Raw genomic sequence first — 17,773 nt, 5'->3', positions numbered from 1 at the left:
ACTACACCTGATGTGTTGGTTGATATGTTACAAGAACAATTCAAGACTTATATTTTAATGGCAACAACTACCGCTTCCATCTTTTTTCTCTTCTGCATGGTACCGGCCGGTATTATCCACAAAACCACCTGCATTATAGCGGTCATGGTGGCGAACCCAGTTTACAAGATTCCCTTCTTCATTTCTGCCTTTCGCTGTCAGATCCAGGAGAGCATATGTGGACAGGATTGCCTCTTCACCGCGTGCATATAAAGAATACGTACGATAGATATCACCCTTTTCGTCTTTGTAAAAAGTGCTGATGCCAGACTGTTCCTGCATTGGAGCATCTATATAACCAAAGTTGTAATACATATGGCCTTCTGCCACCTGCTCCGGCGTGAAAGAGACATTAAAGTCGTAATTAAAATCGGAGTCAAAAGAAGATACCCATCTAAACGACCATCCCATGCGTTTTTTAAATGCTTCTATTTCCTGGATGGGCGCTCTGGAAATTGCCACAACACTCACGTCGTGATTTTCAAGATGCTGTACTGTTCCTTCCAGGTGATCAGCTGAAAACGAACAGCCCACACATCCTTCACCCCAGCCAGGTCCGAACATAAAATGTTTTACAATTAACTGGCTTCTGTTTCCAAAAAGATCAGATAAAGTTGTTTTGCCGTAAGGGCTTTCAAACACATAATTCTTTTCTATTTTAACCCAGGGCAACGCACGTAATTCCCTTCTTAGCTCATCTCTGAGCTTCGTCATTTTCTTCTCTTTTTTCACATGCTCTTCCAGTATTTTGTTCCATTCCTGTTGTGAAACAACCGGGTGTTGAGCAAGCTCCTTTGCATCAGGTTGCATAAGTGTTGCGGTTTCTTTTTCCATAGCACTTTTTTTAATGGTGTTTTAGTTATCGATACTCTTGTCTCACAATGCAAACCATATGTATAGGACTTTACAAAAAAACTGAACCTGTTCAGATTTAGGTACTTCGTACCTCGTAAATCGTACTTGAATGATCTTACATTAACGAAACGGTATCGTTTTATTTCTGGTTATCGTTATAGCTTTTTAGCAGTTCTTCAACATAGATTCCGTTGATTTTCGCATTGCTTATTTTGCAATCACTTATCTCTACGCCGCTTAAATCGCAGTGCTTTATTTTACTATTGCTTAGATCGCATTTTTCAAAAGTGAGCGGACGTTGCCTGGCATTTTCGTCATAACCGGGATGGCCCTTCGGTGGCATACCGATATTGTGTAAATACGCACCGCCGAGTTGAGCACCCTCTATTTCAAGATCGCTTAAATTGGCATTGGTGATTTTGGTACCGATTAAGGAAACATCATTAAACAGCAGTCTTTCGCCACACACTTGCTGAAAAGTAGAATCGCTGATGGATGTGGCACTCACTTTTAATTTCTGCGGGGCGCCCGTTATCTGGGTTACTGACTCCATGCATCGAAATTTTGTTTCATAAAGGTCATCAGAAAAAAAGACAATTGCGGCGTGTATTTGCGACTAATTGAGGGTGTATTTGTGCCATAATTGTTGTATAATTTTGAAGGATTAAATTCAAATTGCACCATGAAACAGGTTTCTTTACTTATTTATGAGGACGCCATACTTTCATGTATTTCTGGTCCGCTGGACCTGTTAACGGGCGTTAACCAGTTTCTTGAAGAGCAGGGAAAACGGCCAGCCTTTAAAATTGAGCTGGTAAGTGAAAAGCTGAAGAATATTCAACTAATTCATCCAGCCCAATTTATCTGTTATAAAAATCTCTCAGACGTACAATCGCCCGATCTCATTATCGTTCCGTCATTCTATGGACAGGCTGTCCCTGTGCTTGAAAAGAATAAAGCTATTATTAACTGGATCAGGGAAAAGTATGTAAAGGGCGCCGAAGTCGCCAGTCTTTGCCAGGGAAGCTATTTCCTGGCCGAAGCGGGATTGTTGTCCGGCAGGTCATGCACTTCGCATTGGATGGCAATGGAAGATATGAAAAACAGGTATCCCGATATCAGTCTTCAGCCTGATAAAGTGATTACAGACAATGATGGCATTTATACAAGCGGCGGTGCGTTCTCATCTCTTAACCTGATCTTGTACCTGATAGAAAAATTCTGCGGAAGAGAAGCCTGTGTTTGGATGAGCAAGATGTTTTCCATCGATATGGATAAATTGAGCCAGGCGCATTTTGCTGTTTTTCAAAGTCAGCGAAAGCACAATGATGAAGCGGTGCTGCTGGCACAGGATTATATCGAAAAGAATTTTCACCTGCCGATTTCAGTCGACGAAATTTCAGAAAAAGCGTGTATGAGCAAACGGAATTTCATCCGCCGGTTTCGAACCGCTACAAGAAATAACCCGCTGGAGTATTTGCAAAGAGTGAGAATTGAATCTGCTAAAAAAGCATTGGAGAACTCAGAAAAGCAGATCCAGTCGTTGATGTATGACGTAGGTTACAATGACATGAAAAGTTTCAGAACCATTTTCCGCAGGATAACCGGGCTTTCACCCCAAGAATACCGCCGCAAATATGCGAGGGTAGAAAACATAGTAGCTTAATTTAAAAACGCAAGCGTTTTTCGAAAACATAGAAGCGTTTTTGAACCATATAAGTAAGGTGTCGGCCGCGCCAACGTTTCTTTGTTAACAACTGATAAAGCTTAAAGCCCAAAGCCTAAAGCGAACCGAAGCGAAGTTTTTTAAACCATTTAAGAAATATAAGAGCAAATAAGAGCTTTTGCCCAGGATAATCGTAACACTTAAACGACAATATATTTACTTAACCAGTTCGGACCTTCACCATTGACTATTGACTATTCACTAGTTGTATAGAAGGCATATAAGGATATTAAAGACGGCAACCGAAAGTGAATTCTGCTTTAGATAATTTAACCAAGAAAACATGAACCTTATATTTCCTTATATGTCTTATATGGTTCAAAAAAAAATCCTATTTGGTTCAAAACGTTAATTGGTTTCGCGGCGTTTTACAATTAGGTATACATCGTTATCCAACGGCAGATAACCATAATCATAACAGAAAAAATACACGTTCCCTTTTTTGTTTACATAGCTATGGGTGGAGTATTTAAACACAAAGCCAAGTTGCGTTAGCTTGTCCTTGCTTGCTTTGCTCATTTCTTCCGTCGCCGGAAGAAGGCTTTCAAGGATACGCCTGTTCTTCAACAACTGATTGTTTATGCTTCTTATGTAACTGTTGTTAGCCGGCTTTCGCTGATTATTAAAGGCATTGCGGCAATAGTCGTTGCAGAATTTTTTATCGGTTCTGCCAAGCAACGGCTTATTACATGCGAGACAGAGTTTAGGTGCTTGTTGATGCATGGTTCAGGGATTGAAATAAAAGATCGGTCACAAAAATACGTGATCGATCTTTTAATCCGTTATGCGTTTACTGCTGCAACAAGTTTTTGCATTTTTTCGAGTCCCGTTTTTGCAACAGTCAGCGGATCTTGTTTCCAATATTTCTGGTTAAACAGTTCGAGTGATAAAACTTTTGTGCTGTTCATTTTTGCAAGATCAGTAAGCAATTGATGTAGTGGAGCTACACCATCTCCCGGGTAAACACGATCACTATCGTGCTGTTGTTCACGCGGAATATTGCCGGGATAGTCGTTCATGTGAATAACATCAAATGCTTGTCCGCTAAGCATTCCAATACTGTTAAATCCTGATCCTCCACGGAATAGATGGTACACATCAGGAAGCACGCGTGCATCTTTATCATTTGCAGCAGTTGCTGCCATCATTGCCTGGCCGAGTGTATAGAAAACAGGAGAGGAGCCCCAGAACTCCAGTTGCGGCATAACACCGGTTTGTCTGCCGAGGTCAATCAACTCTTTATACCATTGCCCGACATGAAACAGATTCAATGGCTGATCTGCACTTACACCAGCAGAAGGCGCAGCAATTCTTTTGCAGCCCAGTTCCGCCATCATTTGCATTTCTTCTTTCATTTGTGCAAAACCTGCTTTGCGTTTTGTTTCATCTTCATTCATCCACGGCGCAAAACCAATGGCATCTTCAACTTGTAATTTGCTATCGGAAAGCAACTTTTTCATAGTTGATAAAGAATTGTTTTTCCTGTATTCTTTAACATCTTCAATCCATAATTCAACACCATCATAACCTGCCCGTGCGGCAATGTCAACCAATTCCTTCAAAGGCCTTTTCTGACCGTTGATGGTACTTGTGTTCAGGCAAAATCTGAAATTGCCTGACGGCATTCTTTTTACCGGTTGTGAAAATGCAGGTTTGCCAAGCAAAGCAAATCCGGCGGAAAGACCGAATGTTTTTAATACGTCTCTTCTGTTAGCCATGATGGTGCAGTTAAAGGTTTTTTTGTGAGGGATAAATTTATTGAAAAATAGTTAGGTTTTGGAGAATTGATATAGTAGGGTTAAAATCAAACAAGCTCAAATTGCAATCAACATCTTTTATAAAAGAATTGAAAGCTGTAGTCGTCCCCCAAGACCTACCTCAACAATTTTTTGAAGTGTTGAAATACGCACTTCTTTTACATCATTTTCAATTTTTGAAATGTATGATTTCGTAGTGCCTACCCTGTCGGCAAGCTCTTCCTGTGTTAATCCCTTTTCGAGCCTTGCTTCCTGCAATAAGAAGCCAATTTTAAAATGCTGGTAACCAGCTTCTAGCTGTTCTCGTTTTTGGGTGCCTCTTTTTCCATAGTTTTTGTCCTTGAATTGTTCAAGGGTAATGGGGTTATTCTTTTTCGCCTTCATTTCTTGTAACTTATTAGCGACACAAACTTAGACAAGTTGTTCTAAAGGGAAACTTCTATTTCGAAAATATATATTTGTTTCAGTGATTTACGAGTTTATTTTGTATGATCGGAGCTTCGGTATCCATCTCGGCACATTTGTTTTATAATCTTCATACGCTTTTCCAAAACGCTTTTTCATGTCTGGCTCTTCTTTTAAAATAAAATAGATAGTGTTAATCAGAAAGAAAATGCCAGAGAAAAAGAGAATATTCGATGAGTTTAGGAAAAGAGCTTCGCCAATGATAATAAAGAGAACAACTGAGATCATTGGATTTCTGCAATATTTATAGGGGCCGTGGATAATTAATTTTTGCGTAGGCGTCCATGGGGCGAGCGTTCCCTTGCCGAATGTTCTGAAAAGGCAGACGGTCCAGATAAAAAGACAGACGCCCGCTGCAAAAAATATAACGCCAGCTATTTTGTAGACGACCTGGTTAGCAAAGAGCGTTTGCGATTTGTTGTAAAACAAATAAGGAACAATAACGGTCATCGTGAACGGCAGAATCAATATATCCCGCAAATGTTTTATCATCGAAGGGCGCTCCATTGTCGCATTTTTTTTAGACAATAATCCAAATAACATTTCCAACAAAAATTTTGTTGGGTGTTTTTAGCTACAAACGGCTTCAGCACGTATATCGTATTCGCTTAACTCGCAGTTCGAAGTTGTTTTGAAAGCGAATCCTTTATTGTTCTGACTTTTTTTACGTCTTTCCGAATAATGCCTTTTTTAAATAGTGAAAGCCATTCCATGAGCAACCGCCGTCAATCCTTTTCAGCGTTCCGGTTCGCATCGTAATCAGGTAAGTGTCGACACTCGTACATCCAATAACATCTCTTAATTCCCGGATTTCGTTTTCAAATCTGATGAAAGCTTCTATTCTTGAGTAATCCAGCGTTACGGATTTCGTCTTTTCATGGCTCACTAAGCTGGCGATAAACCGATCATCTTTTTTTGTTAAGTATAAAGTTTCTTCATCATTATTAAAACAGCCGTAAGTGGAGAAACTTATTTTAACAGTATCGCGGTTCTTTAAGTATGCAAGAGAATTGACGCGATATTCCGGAAGGGAATCTGTACAAAGATGAAGGTCAAAACTTGTTGCTGTGTCAGGAATGACAACAGTCTTAGAAACCTTCTTACCATACAAATTCTTGAAAAATACATCATATGTACCGGTTTTGAAACTATCCATCAATATTGGCCATCTGCGATAGTTCTTCAGATTTATTTCGTTGATCAGTTGATTGTTATGAAAAAATTGAATTGTGTCACGATTGTTGAAAATGAAAACTTCATTTTTTCGACAGTCGCTCTTTGTGAGTTTTAGCGTTAAAGTCTGTTGGCCTGTACAGAAAAAGAATAGCGGGAAAAGGAATGTTACTGTGAATAATCGTTTCGTAGTTGGGGTACATTTTATATACATTTCGATCGACTGTGTTTAGCGTTGTTCTTTTGCTAACATACAAAAAGGGTAATCAATATGTGTGCGATCAGATTGTTTTAACAAACTGTATGCCTGCCTTTAGCGATCAAAAATGGTGGGGGTAAACAATACGAATCCCGATTGGGTATTGTAAAACTCCGTTACAAGTTTTCATACATCTGTGGGTCGAGTAAGAGCATGAACATTAGATTTTCTTCATCCTCAATATCTATTGTATGCCATCCGCGGATATCTCCCAAATGTTTGGCTGTATTTGCCTGCCTGAATTCTTTCAATGCTTGCAGAACACTATCTAAATTATGCCGTGTTATGTCAGTATCCTTTTTTAGTTTGTTTTCGAGGAAGCCTGCAATAGCCATCGTTGGAGCATCCATACTTGCCCGGAAGGAATAGTAATCGGGGATCAGACAAGTTAATTGGTGACGGAGCAGCGAAAGTTTCAATAATGTGGGTTGTAACGCTTTACGATGTCTGAAATGGTTTACAAGAATGAATTTTTTACTGTCGACGAGAAACTTTTTATACTCCGCTTTCAGGTATGCAACCTTTTCCTTCTCATCAATACAGGCTTGAAGGACAAATATCCGCTCCCTTTCCAGTGCGGGCAATAATTGAGTTCTGCAATATTCAAGTTCATCTTTAATTGCGTCAAGTTGATGTGAGTATTCTTCGTCTTGCTGTATTAACAACTGCTCATTCAGATGAATTAACTCCTGATGCTTCATTTTATAAATCTCAAATTGTTCGGCTGTCAGAATATCCTGAAGAGCGGCAAACTCAAAGTCAAATTCTTCCCACAACGAAAAGTAGTGATTACGTGACGGGATGTCTCTTTGTTGCTCGTAGTAAAAAACCTCCGCTGCTTGCTCCGTAGTCAATTTTAGCCCGTGTGATGTATAATAACGTTTCTGAATCGCTTCATATTCCCGGTTATTTGGATTTGCTTCCTGAGGTATCATATGGTATGACAGTTGAAAGGTTTTCGCGTTTACGGATTATAAAACAGTAATCTAATATTACAAAAGTTGGGTGAGAAATTATAGTGAAGATTGCGTCTTGCGGACTCGCCAAATCCGTTTAAAACTCAAATAAATCTGAGTAGTATAGCAACTTTGTCATTTCTGTCATCCAACCTGTATTTGACAACGTCAACCTCAACTCGCTTATAATCAATCACATATCCGCGTATAAACGTTTCTAAACGACTATATCCAACTACAAACGTTTAATAACCGACTCGGGTTTTCCGTCCACTGCACTTTTGCATCACGATCGAATCAATAAGGAATCGGTTGAAATAAATAAATTTTTAAAAGCAAAAAATCTACAGTTATGTACGCCTTAAGAAACAAAGTACAGTTGATTGGACATTTAGGTGCAAAACCAGAAATCCGCACTATTGACAATGGAAAAAAAATGGCAAAATTCACTATGGCCACAAATGAAGTTTACAAGAATCAGAAGGGAGAACGGGTTAAAGAAACACAATGGCACTCGCTGGTAGCCTGGGGTAAAGTAGCCGACATTCTTGAAAAGTATGTTGATAAGGGAAATGAAATTGCTATAGAAGGAAAACTCACCAGCCGTAACTATACGGATAAAGAAGGTATCAAGCGCTATTTTACGGAAATACAGGTAAATGAGATTTTGTTGCTGGATAAGAAGAATACTTCGGCGTTGGAGGAGTAGCTTTTGTGAGTGAATAGTGAATGGTCAATAGTGAAAGGTGTGGCAGCGGAATTGTTTCAGAGCTATCGTTGTCTCTCAAGAAAGGTCATGAGGAGCTCTTTTTGTCCCACGGATAAAAGAGTCCTTTTATACGAATAAATGCGCCCGTTTCAGTCCGGCCTCCAGGGAAGCTCAAAAATCATAACCGTACAAGCCGCCTCGAATAAATTCCGATTGGAAAGGCTCGACAAATCAAAGTTGAAAAGGTGCCATATTGTTATAAAGCTGCACCTTTCACTATTGACCTTTTCACTATTCACTATTTTATCATGTTGAAAAGGTTCCGTAATGTTCCGAAGCTGCACCTTTCACCATTGACCATTCACTATTCACCACTATTGCCCCCAACAACCTACCTTTACAATTCACGTGAACAGGAAATGATGCAAGATCCTCAAAATACAATGTTTAGCCTGGCGGCTGATTTCATCCATTATACAAACCGTTCTGTTTTTTTAACGGGTAAAGCCGGCACAGGTAAGACGACCTTTTTAAAATATATCCGGGCAAATACCATTAAACAGACCGCGGTCGTGGCGCCCACGGGTGTTGCCGCTATTAACGCGGGCGGTGTTACCATTCACTCTTTTTTTCAGCTTCCATTTACGCCATACATACCAGAATCAAGAGGTTTCCAGCCACAGGAAGAATCCATAGATAAACACCATTTATTAGGGCGCATCAAGCTGACCAAAGAGCGGCGCCAGGTCCTCCAACAACTGGAACTACTGGTGATAGACGAGATAAGCATGGTACGATGTGATGTGCTGGATGCAATAGATGTTGTACTCCGTCATTTCCGCAATCGCTATGCTGAGCCATTCGGAGGCGTGCAGATGCTTTTCATTGGAGATATGTTCCAGTTGCCACCCGTGGCGTCGGACGAAGAGTGGGGTATTTTGTCGAGATACTATGACAGCACATTTTTCTTCGATAGTAAGGTTATCCAACAGCAAAAGCCAGTGCACATTGAGCTTGACAAAATATACAGGCAAAACGAACAGGCTTTTATTGACCTTCTGAATAAGGTGCGAACAAATACCATGGATGATAGTGGTTTTCGGGTGCTCAATGACAGATTTGATCCTGACTTTCAGCCTGTTAAGGGGGATGGTTATATTACCCTTACCACACATAACAATAAGGCAGATGCAATCAATGCTGCGGAAATTGCCAAATTAACTTCTCCCCGAACAACGTTCAAAGCTGTGGTTACAGGGGATTTTGGAGAAAGAGCTTATCCTGCTGAAGAGCTGCTTCAGCTCAGGGTCGGCGCACAGGTGATGTTTATCAAGAATGATGTTGAAAAAGTAAGACGGTATTTTAATGGCAAGATTGGCACCGTTACAAAACTGACAGACGAAGCAATATTTGTGCAGTGCAAAGATGATATAAATGAAATTGAAGTAAAGAAGGAGAAATGGGAGAATGTCAAATATTCCATCAATGCAACTTCGCAGCAGGTGGAAGACGAAGTGCTGGGTACCTTCGAACAATTCCCACTGCGATTAGCCTGGGCCATTACCATTCACAAAAGCCAGGGACTCACTTTTGAAAAAGCTGTTATTGACGCCGGCGCGGCATTTGCATCCGGACAGGTCTATGTGGCACTTAGCCGATGTACAACGCTGAATGGCATGGTGTTAAGAAGCCGGATCTCCAGCTCAAGTATCAGAAGCAACGAGCATATCATTCATTTTTCCAATCAAAGACAAAGCGCCGATTATTTGCATTCTTCCTTGCAGGAAGATAAAAAGCAGTACCAGGGACAGCTTATTGTAGAAATCTTCGATTTTAAAAAGATGCTTGCCGGAGTAAATAAATTGCATCAATCTGTTCTTGATCATCTTTCTGCTTTTTCAGAAAATACCATGCCCTGGATTGAGCAGCAACAGCAGGCCATTGAAGCTTTGCAAAATGTGGCCCTGAAATTCAGGTCACAATTGCAGCAATATGTAAGAGAAGACATTGTGCCGGAAAAGAATATGGCTTTGCAGGATCGTAGTAAAGCTGCAGCAAATTATTTTGCAGGTCACCTTAAATTAATAACGGAACAACTGCCCCAATCTCCCGCAGTTACAGATAGCAGACCTCAGGCCCTCAACTATAATGAAATCCTGCAGGAATTATTTCTGGAAGTGGCCAGGAAAGAACATATCATGAAAGGACTTTCCGCAGGATTTACACTCGATTCTTTTTATGCTTTAGGCAAGAGTTTTATAATGCCGGCGTTCAAGGCTAATGCGTATGCCGCCGCTAACAAAGGATACAAAACTGATCTTCCCAATATCGAGCTTTACCGGGAGCTGAAGCAGCTACGTGATGCTATCTGTGATCAGAAAGATCTGCCTATTTTCATGGTCGCAGGTGGCAAAACGTTGGAAGAAATGTCGCGCTATCTTCCTCAGACTGAAAAGGAGCTCGAACAAATCTCCGGATTCGGAAAGGCAAAAGTAAATACATACGGAAAACAATTTTTACGCATTATTACAGCCTATTCAGAGAAGCACAATCTTTCATCAGAAATGCATGAAAGAAAGACCATTAAAAAGCAACCGGAGAAAAACGAGGCTGCTCCAAAAATTGATACAAAAGCAGAAACATATAAACTGTTCGCTGAAGGAAAAACCATCAGTGAAATAGCGACAGCAAGAAATTTTACTGTCCAGACAATTGAGGGGCATTTAGCGCATTATGTAGAAAAGGGAATTATACCGGTTGAAAAACTGGTGGACCGGGAAAAGGTCATTCTGATTGAACCTGAGGTTAAAAAGCTTGAAGGAGAATCGCTTACTGTGATAAAAGCTCAGCTTGGCGACAATGTTTCTTTTGGAGAGATAAAACTCGTGCTTGCATCTTTACAGTTGCAGAAGAGTAATACCGAAGCGGCAAACACGCAATAATTTCTTTTTACCATTAAATAACTAGCCAATCTGCACCATTGACAAGGGTGGAGGCATAAACTAATTTTACGTGTACATTAAAACGCTTGCCATGTACATTGTAAGAGACATTTTCCATTTGCAATTCGGTCACTACCGCGATGCAAAAACCTTGCTCGAATCTGCTAAAGATCAAAAATTGCTGCCACCTGATGCAAAAGAGGTGCGAATCCTTTCAGATTTCACCGGCGATGCCTATCGCCTGATTTTTGAACAAGGATATGAGACGCTTAATGATTACGAAAAATCGATGCAGGCAGGCATGGGCGGTGATGAGTGGAAGAAATGGTATGAGGAATTTAAGAAGCATGTGATAAGCTCGCACAGGGAAATACTCAAACTGGTATTTTAATTAATGGATAATTGACAGTGGACAATTGAAAATGTGCCGACGCGGAAATGTGCGAATATGCAAATGTGCAAATGGAGAGATTCTCTGCGCAACTGTGAGTCTCTCCGTGTACCTCTTTGTAACAATAATTTTCAAATAAAAAGGGGCATTAACGAAAACCTTTTTGTGGAAAGACTTATAGCAAGTTTCTTCAACGCTGCGAGGTTGTGTGAAAATAGCTCCGTTACTATGTGTTAAAAAGTTTTCTTCGCGTTCATTTTCAATTGTCCACTTTCAATTGTCAATTAGTCTTCTACAAACTCCCACGCACTCTGATAAGCATTGATCTGCTCGGCATATTCAATAAATCCGGCGTAAAAATCCATTTGAGAAAGCGTGCTGCTATCGCCAATTATTACCAGTTTCTTTTTGGCTCTTGTCATGGCGACATTCATTCTTCGTATATCTGAAAGAAAGCCTATTTCGCCATCAATATTGCTTCTGGTCATACTGATATAAACGACATCGCGTTCTTGCCCCTGGAAACTGTCAATCGTATTAATGGATATCTTATTGCGATACTTTTTCAGTTCGTCGGACTGTTCAAATAATTCGTACAGTACATGTATTTGTTGTTTGTAAGGAGAGATGACAGCAATGGAAGGGAAGTTCTGTTCTGTGTAATGCAGATCCAGTTCTCTTACGAGTTGTGTTAAATGCTTTATAAGAAAGATCGCTTCCTCTTCATTTGAAGTACTTGTGCCTTCCCGCTTTTCATCAAATCCACAGCCTGCCGTATCTATAAATGACACTGCTTTATCATTACCCAATAATAAACTGTCTGCAACAGATGCATGGGCTTTCAGCTTATTGTTGTAAAACACTTTTGACGAATAGCCCATTATGTCGTTATGCATGCGGTATTGTTCTTCAAGTAACACAGTTGCATCGGGATATAACTGAACGCATTTTTCTAACAATGTTGTACTTAACCCTCCCCTTGCCGCTTCATTAGATTTGACAGTAGGAGAAAGCTGGCAATGATCACCAGCGAAAACTACCTTGCGGGCTTTGAGTACAGGTATCCAACAGGCAGGCTCTAATGCCTGTCCGGCTTCATCTATTACTACTGTATCATAGCTAACATTGCGAACGGTATAATGATTAGAACCAACAGGTGTTGCAGCGATCACCTGGGCTTTCGCAATCAGATCGTCTATAATGTATTGCTCAGTCTTGCCAACTTCATTCATTATTTTTCTCGCCTCATCAAACAAGGCTTTGCGTTGCTCCCTTTCTGCTTTTCCAAAATTGCGCTTGTACTTCTGCGCCATGTTCCGGAATTCGTTTGCCTGTCTTTTGAGCGACTTGATGACTTTCATGCTGCTGTGCTCCGACATTTTGCTGTCTAATGTCAAAGCCATCAATCTGTCAGAAACTTTGGCTGGATTACCAACGCGCAACACGTTTAGCCCTTCTTCAGATAACTTTTCGCTTAACAAATCGACTGCCGTGTTACTAGGCGCAACAACCAGTATTTTTTTATTGTTCTGCTTTGTCAACGCCTTAATGGCCTGCACCAAAGTGGTTGTTTTCCCTGTGCCGGGAGGCCCATGTACAATGGCAACCTCGTTTGCAGATAGTATTTTTTCTACCGCCAGTTGTTGTACTGTGTTTAATGAAGGGATTTTATAATGAACCACACTGTTGTCGAATGTGGGAGATTGTTCGCCGGTTAAGATTCTCGCTAAACGTCCTTCTTCTCTTTTTTCGACAATACCTGCAGCAGTTTTTAACGCATTTTGCATTTCATCATAACTGGTATCATCAAATAATAGGTCAATGCCCAGTTTGCCATCACTTGCCCAATCAGGCAGTTCATCAACACGAAGGGAAATTTTTAGAGTATTGTTCGATTGGTAGGTGATGATGCCTTCCAGCCGGTCGTTTTTTGCATCATGGTTTGAGAAAAGCACCGCAGAAACACCAAACCGGAGTTGGTGGTTCACATCCTGGTGAGTGGTGCGCTCAACTTCTACGGTCAGGTAATCCCCTTTTCCGGCTTCGGAACCCCTGATAGCAATGGGATACCATGCCAATCCGGCCGTTCTTCTATCTATAACTGAAGAATTCTCAATAAGTTGTCTGTAAGATCGAAGGTCTTCTTCCCGTTCAGTCTTCAATAAATCCAATAGCTTCCTGAAGTAATCCATGGGCGCAAAGGTATACTATGGGGGGGTGTTTACAAAAGGGCAAGGTTTCTCGCGGCGGACGCTACGAAGCGGCGACGCAACGTATAAAATACCCAGGCAATAAAAAACCGGACTGATAAAGTCCGGTTCGCATAAACGATGTTTAAAATTCTGCTTACAGAGTTGCCAAAACGGTAATGCCGCCTTTTACTACCTGGTTCATCTGAACGTCAATTTTGGCATTCAGCGGCAACAATACGTCCACACGGCTACCAAACTTGATAAAACCAAGCTCTTCACCTTGCTTCACCTGCTGTCCCGCTGTCAGATAATTACAAATACGTTTTGCAAGCGCTCCGGCAATCTGTTTTACAAGAATAGTTCCTTTTGTGTTTTCAATCACTACACTATGTCTTTCGTTCTCAGTTGATGATTTTGGATGCCATGCAACAAGGTATTTTCCTTTGTGATATTGGCTGTAAAGTACGTTGCCGCTCATGGGGTTGCGGTTAACGTGAACATTAGCAGGGCTCATGAAAATGCTCACCTGGATGCGTTTATCCTTAAAATATTCTTCATCGGTAATCTCTTCAATAACAACCACTTTGCCATCTGCAGGGCATATCACCTGTCCTTCAGAAACGGTTAAAGTGCGACTCGGAATACGGAAGAAAGAAACTATAAAAAGAAATAGAAACAGTGTTACGATAAAAATAATGGCAGTCAGCCAGGGAAGGCTTGCACTCAGGAAGAAAAAAGACAATATATTAACTAATCCAAATATAAGTGCCGCAATACCAATTGATTTGTAACCTTCTTTGTGAACCGTCATTGTAAGTTTTTTGAACTGCAAAGATAACGAGAAATGATGTCTGATGACTGAAGTGGAAAAGCATCTCCGTTGTCTAATCTAAAGATGGCTGGTTTAAGCAAAAAAAGTGATGTAAAACCATACAAATGGCGTTGCCAGGATTAAAGAATCAAATCTGTCAAGAAAACCGCCATGGCCGGGCATGATATGTCCGCTGTCTTTAACGTTGGCCATCCTTTTTAATTTACTTTCCAATAGATCGCCGGCGGTTCCGATAACTGCAGCAATAGAAGATATTACGATAAGTGAGGTATAGTCTTTCATTCCGAAAGCAAAATAGCCTAATAATGTTACGGCCGCAATAGCAAGTATTGCCCCGCCAAGTGTTCCTTCCCAGGTTTTCTTCGGAGAAATAGAAGAGAACGGCGTTTTTCCAATAAAAGAACCCACTATGTAGGCCATTGTATCATTGATCCAAATAGATGCAATCAATACAATAGGGTAAATCCAGCCAAAGTCATAATGAAAAATTGAATCGCCATCAACCATTCCCTTGTTCCGTATGTCGATCATCAGTCCCCAGCTCAATGAAATATATAACAGACCTGTCAGCGAATAGCCGATCAGTTTTACATTAAGTTGCTTGCTAAACAGTATTTCTGCAATGGGCAATGCGAGTGCAAACACAACCATCAGCCACCATCCGATTTCATGAAGCGTTAGATTCCCTATGCCGATGGATGGATGCGCCATGTACAGCATAAATCCCCAGCCAAGTATCATTACACCGTACTTATGAAACGGCGTTATTTGTTTATAATCTTCATCAATCAGTCCAATCAGCTTTTGATATTCCAGCCAGCAGCCAAAATGTATAACGGTAAACAACAGAAAAAAACTAAAATAATTCAGCAACAAACCGGCAAGCATAACAACTACAAATATTGCGGCGGTTAAAGATCTTGTCTTGAATGTTTGAATGTTGAATGCCATTGGGATATTTGAAAGCTTAAAGCCTAAAGCGCAAAGCTTAAAACTAAAAGCGTAATCATAAAAAGCTTTTTCTTATATGAATAAAGTAAGCAAATCTTCAAAGCATCTCCACCAGTCAATTACTAGCTCAAAAGTAAAAGCTAATAATTAGAAAATAGGAACAATGCTATACATTTCCCGAAACACAACGATAATGGAAATAGTTTTAGGCTTTCAGCTTTAGGCTTTACGCTTCTCTACAGGTGCATGTCGCCGATGTTCCGCTTCACTTCTGCCACGTATTCTTTAATCTCCTGTTCTTTTTCTTTTTTGCAGATGAGTAGAACATCCGGGGTATCTACAACTATAAAATCATCCAGACCCTGTAATACAACCAGCTTGCTGCTTTCGGCAGCTATCATACACTTTGTTGCGTCAATCACCATCACCTTGTCGCCGGCAACCGCATTACCAAGATAATCTTTTTCAAGATTATCATAGGCACTGTTCCATGTGCCGAGATCGCTCCAGCCAAAAGATGACGGAATTACGTAAACATTATCCGCTTTTTCCATGATGGCATAATCGATGGAAATATTTGTGCATTGCGGATAAATCCTGTCAATAGCTTCTTTTTCGCGTGGTGTGTTAAACAATTCTTTTTCCTGCGCAAACAGCTCATACATCTCAGGCTGAAATGATTCAAATGCCTGCAGGATGTTTTCTACGCGCCATATAAAAATGCCAGCGTTCCATAGAAAATCTCCGCTGGCCATGAAAGTTTTAGCCAATTCCAGGTTAGGCTTTTCAGTAAAGGTTTTCACCTTATGAATATTGTCAGCAACGCTTTCAACATCGTGCTGGATGTAGCCATAACCAGTATTGGGATAGGTAGGTTTGATGCCAAGTGTTATAAACGCTTTTGAATCTCTTGCGAATTCAAGCGCCCGCAGAGATACCTGTTCAAACGCATCCGGATCAAGAACAAGGTGATCGCTTGGTGCAACAATCAGGCATGCTTCAGGATCTTTTTCTATCAGCTTAAAAGAAATATATGCCACGCATGGAGCAGTATTCTTGCGGCTTGGTTCTGCAACAATATTCTCCTTTTGTAATTGAGGTAGTTGCTCTTCAACAATAGAAACATAATCCTGGGAAGTAACTACATAAATATTTTCTGCAGGAATAAACCTGGCGTAACGTTCATAAGTTGCCTGAATAAGCGTTTTACCTGTATTTAAAATATCTAAGAACTGTTTTGGATATGATGTCCTGCTCTTGGGCCAAAAGCGGCTTCCAATACCTCCGGCCATAATAGCTACATAATGATGCTTATTCATTTCCTGGTAATTAAATGGCAAAATAGCGTATTGTTGCTATTCACCCATATTAAACATTAAATAATTCCTTCCTTAACAAGATCATGCAAATGCAAAATGCCCAAATATTTTCCATCCGGATCTGCCACTATTAATGCGCTTATATCGTGCTTGCGTAGCATATCAAAAGCATCAACGGCCAGTACATCGGGTTGAATGGTTCTTGGATGAAGGGTTTGTATATCTGATGCACGAACAGAATGCAGATCTTCAATGTTTTCTAACATCCGGCGCACGTCGCCATCAGTTATTACACCGATAACACTATCCCGTTCATCCACAACAGCAGTCGTTCCCAAACGGCTTTGTGAAATAGTTAATATCACTTCTTTAAGTAAAGCTGTTGGTAAAACTTTCGGCTTGCTGTTATTTACATACAAATCTTCCACGCGCAGGTACATTCTCTTGCCAAGGTTTCCACCGGGGTGGTATTTTGCAAAATCCGTACCTGTAAAATTATTCAGCTCCATCAGACAAATTGCCAGCGCATCACCCATTACCATTTGGGCAGTTGTACTGCTCGTTGGTGCAAGGTTATGAGGGCAAGCTTCTTTGTTTACTGTTGTATTTAAAACGATAGAGGCATTTTTGGCGAGAAATGAATTCAGGTTTCCCACCATCGCAATAAGTGTATTGCTGAAATTTTTAATGAGTGGCACCAAAACCTTTATTTCGGGACTTTCACCGCTTTTGCTGATGATCAGAACAACATCATGCTGCTGTATCATACCCAGATCTCCATGAATGGCGTCGGCGGCATGCATAAAAAGAGCAGGCGTGCCGGTTGAGTTTAAGGTGGCAACAATCTTCTGGCCAACAATCGCACTTTTTCCAATTCCGCTTACAACCAGTCGACCTCTACATTCGTGAACAGTCTTTACGGCATGTTCAAAATTATCATCTATAAATTGCTCTAAGCCAGCAACTGATGCTGCTTCTACCTGAATGGTCCGGGAAGCAACCTGTTTTATGGATTGTTTCATTGGCTGCAAATTTAAACTTTAACACCTAAGAGTTTATTATTATTCGTATGATTATTAACTTCGCTGCCCTTCTAGAAGTTTTTAAGACACTAACCAACCAGTTGTAAAAAAAATCCAGGTCCTGGCATGTATTGCCATATCCGGATTAAAGCAGTAACTTAAGGAAGTCACTAAAAAGGTGTGGG

Annotated in this window: 17 protein-coding genes; 4 read left to right on the top strand and 13 right to left on the bottom strand. The window is 40.6% G+C overall.

The features are described 5' to 3' along the window. Positions 1–54: 54 nt before the first annotated feature. Both QTN47_RS16025 and QTN47_RS16020 read right to left on the bottom strand, forming a co-directional pair. Positions 55–873, bottom strand: coding sequence for a DUF899 domain-containing protein (locus QTN47_RS16025; protein WP_369330408.1), 819 nt, complete (start codon positions 871–873; stop codon positions 55–57). A gap of 160 nt (positions 874–1,033) precedes the next feature. After that, positions 1,034–1,447, bottom strand: coding sequence for a pentapeptide repeat-containing protein (locus QTN47_RS16020; protein ID WP_369330407.1), 414 nt, complete (start codon positions 1,445–1,447; stop codon positions 1,034–1,036). A gap of 129 nt (positions 1,448–1,576) precedes the next feature. On the opposite strand from QTN47_RS16020, the gene QTN47_RS16015 reads away from it, so the two are divergent. After that, complete coding sequence (locus QTN47_RS16015; RefSeq protein WP_369330406.1) at positions 1,577–2,560, top strand: GlxA family transcriptional regulator; 984 nt, start codon at positions 1,577–1,579, stop codon at positions 2,558–2,560. Positions 2,561–2,968: 408 nt separating this feature from the next. Here the strand turns inward: QTN47_RS16015 and QTN47_RS16010 are convergent, their stop codons facing one another. The 6 genes from QTN47_RS16010 to QTN47_RS15985 all read right to left on the bottom strand — a co-directional run bounded on the left by QTN47_RS16010 (position 2,969) and on the right by QTN47_RS15985 (position 7,209). Beyond that, the gene (locus QTN47_RS16010) at positions 2,969–3,343 is read right to left on the bottom strand and encodes a hypothetical protein (RefSeq protein WP_369330405.1); all 375 of its coding nucleotides are present in this window, start codon (positions 3,341–3,343) and stop codon (positions 2,969–2,971) included. 59 nt (positions 3,344–3,402) lie between these two features. Further along, positions 3,403–4,338, bottom strand: coding sequence for a sugar phosphate isomerase/epimerase family protein (locus QTN47_RS16005; protein WP_369330404.1), 936 nt, complete (start codon positions 4,336–4,338; stop codon positions 3,403–3,405). 117 nt (positions 4,339–4,455) lie between these two features. Further along, positions 4,456–4,761 carry a helix-turn-helix domain-containing protein gene (locus QTN47_RS16000; RefSeq protein ID WP_369330403.1) on the bottom strand — a complete coding sequence of 102 codons (306 nt, stop codon included), beginning with the start codon at positions 4,759–4,761 and terminating at the stop codon, positions 4,456–4,458. Between the two features lie 87 nt (positions 4,762–4,848). Next, positions 4,849–5,349 (bottom strand): methyltransferase family protein, encoded by a 501-nt coding sequence (locus tag QTN47_RS15995; protein WP_369330402.1) that lies wholly within the window; start codon positions 5,347–5,349, stop codon positions 4,849–4,851. 157 nt (positions 5,350–5,506) lie between these two features. After that, on the bottom strand, positions 5,507–6,229 hold the full coding sequence (locus tag QTN47_RS15990; protein WP_369330401.1) for a hypothetical protein: 723 nt from the start codon (positions 6,227–6,229) through the stop codon (positions 5,507–5,509). 161 nt (positions 6,230–6,390) lie between these two features. Continuing rightward, a complete protein-coding gene (locus QTN47_RS15985) occupies positions 6,391–7,209 on the bottom strand; it encodes a hypothetical protein (RefSeq protein ID WP_369330400.1) in 819 nt (272 codons plus the stop codon). Between the two features lie 373 nt (positions 7,210–7,582). Between QTN47_RS15985 and QTN47_RS15980 the strand changes: the two genes are divergently transcribed. From QTN47_RS15980 to QTN47_RS15970, 3 genes are all read left to right on the top strand, one after another. Continuing rightward, complete coding sequence (locus QTN47_RS15980; protein ID WP_369330399.1) at positions 7,583–7,939, top strand: single-stranded DNA-binding protein; 357 nt, start codon at positions 7,583–7,585, stop codon at positions 7,937–7,939. A gap of 308 nt (positions 7,940–8,247) precedes the next feature. After that, positions 8,248–10,881 (top strand): helix-turn-helix domain-containing protein, encoded by a 2,634-nt coding sequence (locus QTN47_RS15975; RefSeq protein ID WP_369330398.1) that lies wholly within the window; start codon positions 8,248–8,250, stop codon positions 10,879–10,881. Between the two features lie 91 nt (positions 10,882–10,972). Then, on the top strand, positions 10,973–11,272 hold the full coding sequence (locus QTN47_RS15970; RefSeq protein ID WP_369330397.1) for a hypothetical protein: 300 nt from the start codon (positions 10,973–10,975) through the stop codon (positions 11,270–11,272). 284 nt (positions 11,273–11,556) lie between these two features. On the opposite strand, the gene QTN47_RS15965 is transcribed toward QTN47_RS15970, so the two are convergent. The 5 genes from QTN47_RS15965 to QTN47_RS15945 form a co-directional block, all read right to left on the bottom strand. Further along, positions 11,557–13,464 carry an AAA domain-containing protein gene (locus QTN47_RS15965; protein WP_369330396.1) on the bottom strand — a complete coding sequence of 636 codons (1,908 nt, stop codon included), beginning with the start codon at positions 13,462–13,464 and terminating at the stop codon, positions 11,557–11,559. Between the two features lie 154 nt (positions 13,465–13,618). Continuing rightward, the gene (locus QTN47_RS15960; RefSeq protein ID WP_369330395.1) at positions 13,619–14,275 is read right to left on the bottom strand and encodes a phosphatidylserine decarboxylase family protein; all 657 of its coding nucleotides are present in this window, start codon (positions 14,273–14,275) and stop codon (positions 13,619–13,621) included. A gap of 93 nt (positions 14,276–14,368) precedes the next feature. After that, on the bottom strand, positions 14,369–15,247 hold the full coding sequence (locus QTN47_RS15955; RefSeq protein WP_369330394.1) for a phosphatidate cytidylyltransferase: 879 nt from the start codon (positions 15,245–15,247) through the stop codon (positions 14,369–14,371). 236 nt (positions 15,248–15,483) lie between these two features. Further along, complete coding sequence (locus QTN47_RS15950; RefSeq protein ID WP_369330393.1) at positions 15,484–16,566, bottom strand: mannose-1-phosphate guanylyltransferase; 1,083 nt, start codon at positions 16,564–16,566, stop codon at positions 15,484–15,486. 56 nt (positions 16,567–16,622) lie between these two features. Beyond that, a complete protein-coding gene (locus QTN47_RS15945) occupies positions 16,623–17,588 on the bottom strand; it encodes a KpsF/GutQ family sugar-phosphate isomerase (protein WP_369330392.1) in 966 nt (321 codons plus the stop codon). Positions 17,589–17,773 lie beyond the last annotated feature (185 nt).

Source organism: Danxiaibacter flavus, from assembly GCF_041060425.1.
Classification (GTDB): domain Bacteria; phylum Bacteroidota; class Bacteroidia; order Chitinophagales; family Chitinophagaceae; genus Danxiaibacter; species Danxiaibacter flavus.
Note: the sequence above shows the minus strand (reverse complement) of the source record. Positions and strands in the feature narration are given on the sequence as shown.